The sequence below is a fragment of the Roseovarius halophilus (ex Wu et al. 2025) genome, assembly GCF_047086965.1.
Map to the genome: position 1 here is coordinate 1 of NZ_JBKOTX010000525.1, position 699 is coordinate 699.

The following is a 699-nucleotide window of genomic DNA, read 5'->3' on the forward strand; positions in this document are numbered from 1 at the left end:
TGCGGGGTCGGGAAATCCTGGCTGGCTTGCGCCCTGGGCCATGAGGCCTGTCGGCAGGGCAAGGTCACCCTCTACTTCCGCATGCCGCGCCTGTTCGGCGAACTGGCCGCCGCGCGCGGCGATGGCAGCTTTGAGCGCATCTTCCGCAAGATCGTGCGCGCTGATGTCCTGATCCTCGATGACTGGGGTCCGGAACAGATGACCGCCGGCCAGCGGCGCGACCTGATGGAGATCGTGGATGATCGTCATGGCCGCAAGGCAACGGTCGTCACCAGTCAACTTCCGGTGGAAAAGTGGTATGACATCATCGGCGATCCGACCTTCGCGGATGCGATCCTCGACAGGCTCGTGCATCACGCTCACCGGATCGAACTCGATGGTCCCTCGATGCGAAAAAACCCGCCGCCCGACCCCGTGGTCGAAACCAACGAGGCCACACAATGACACCCATGTCCCGCTCTGGGTTTGCCCACAGGGCCCACCCGCGCGCCCGCCGCCGCCAGCTATATGATAAGCGCTGCGCCGGGCGCGCGGGTCCCCCCATGGACAAACCCAGCCCAACCGTCGGCATTGACCCAGACGTGAAAATCACGTCATGAAGAAACCGCCTCGCAGATCACCTCACGGGGGTGGCCACATGTCATGGAATGACTGGCCACATGCGCGTGGAACAGGTGGCCACATGCCGTGGAATACCCA

1 protein-coding gene is annotated in these 699 nt (G+C 63.7%); it reads left to right on the top strand.

Annotated features, from left to right (window positions below; genetic code table 11):
* The coding region (locus ACH107_RS33300) for an ATP-binding protein (protein ID WP_412509854.1) at positions 1-444 on the top strand (444 nt) is incomplete at its 5' end.
* Between the last annotated feature and the right edge of the window lie 255 nt (positions 445-699).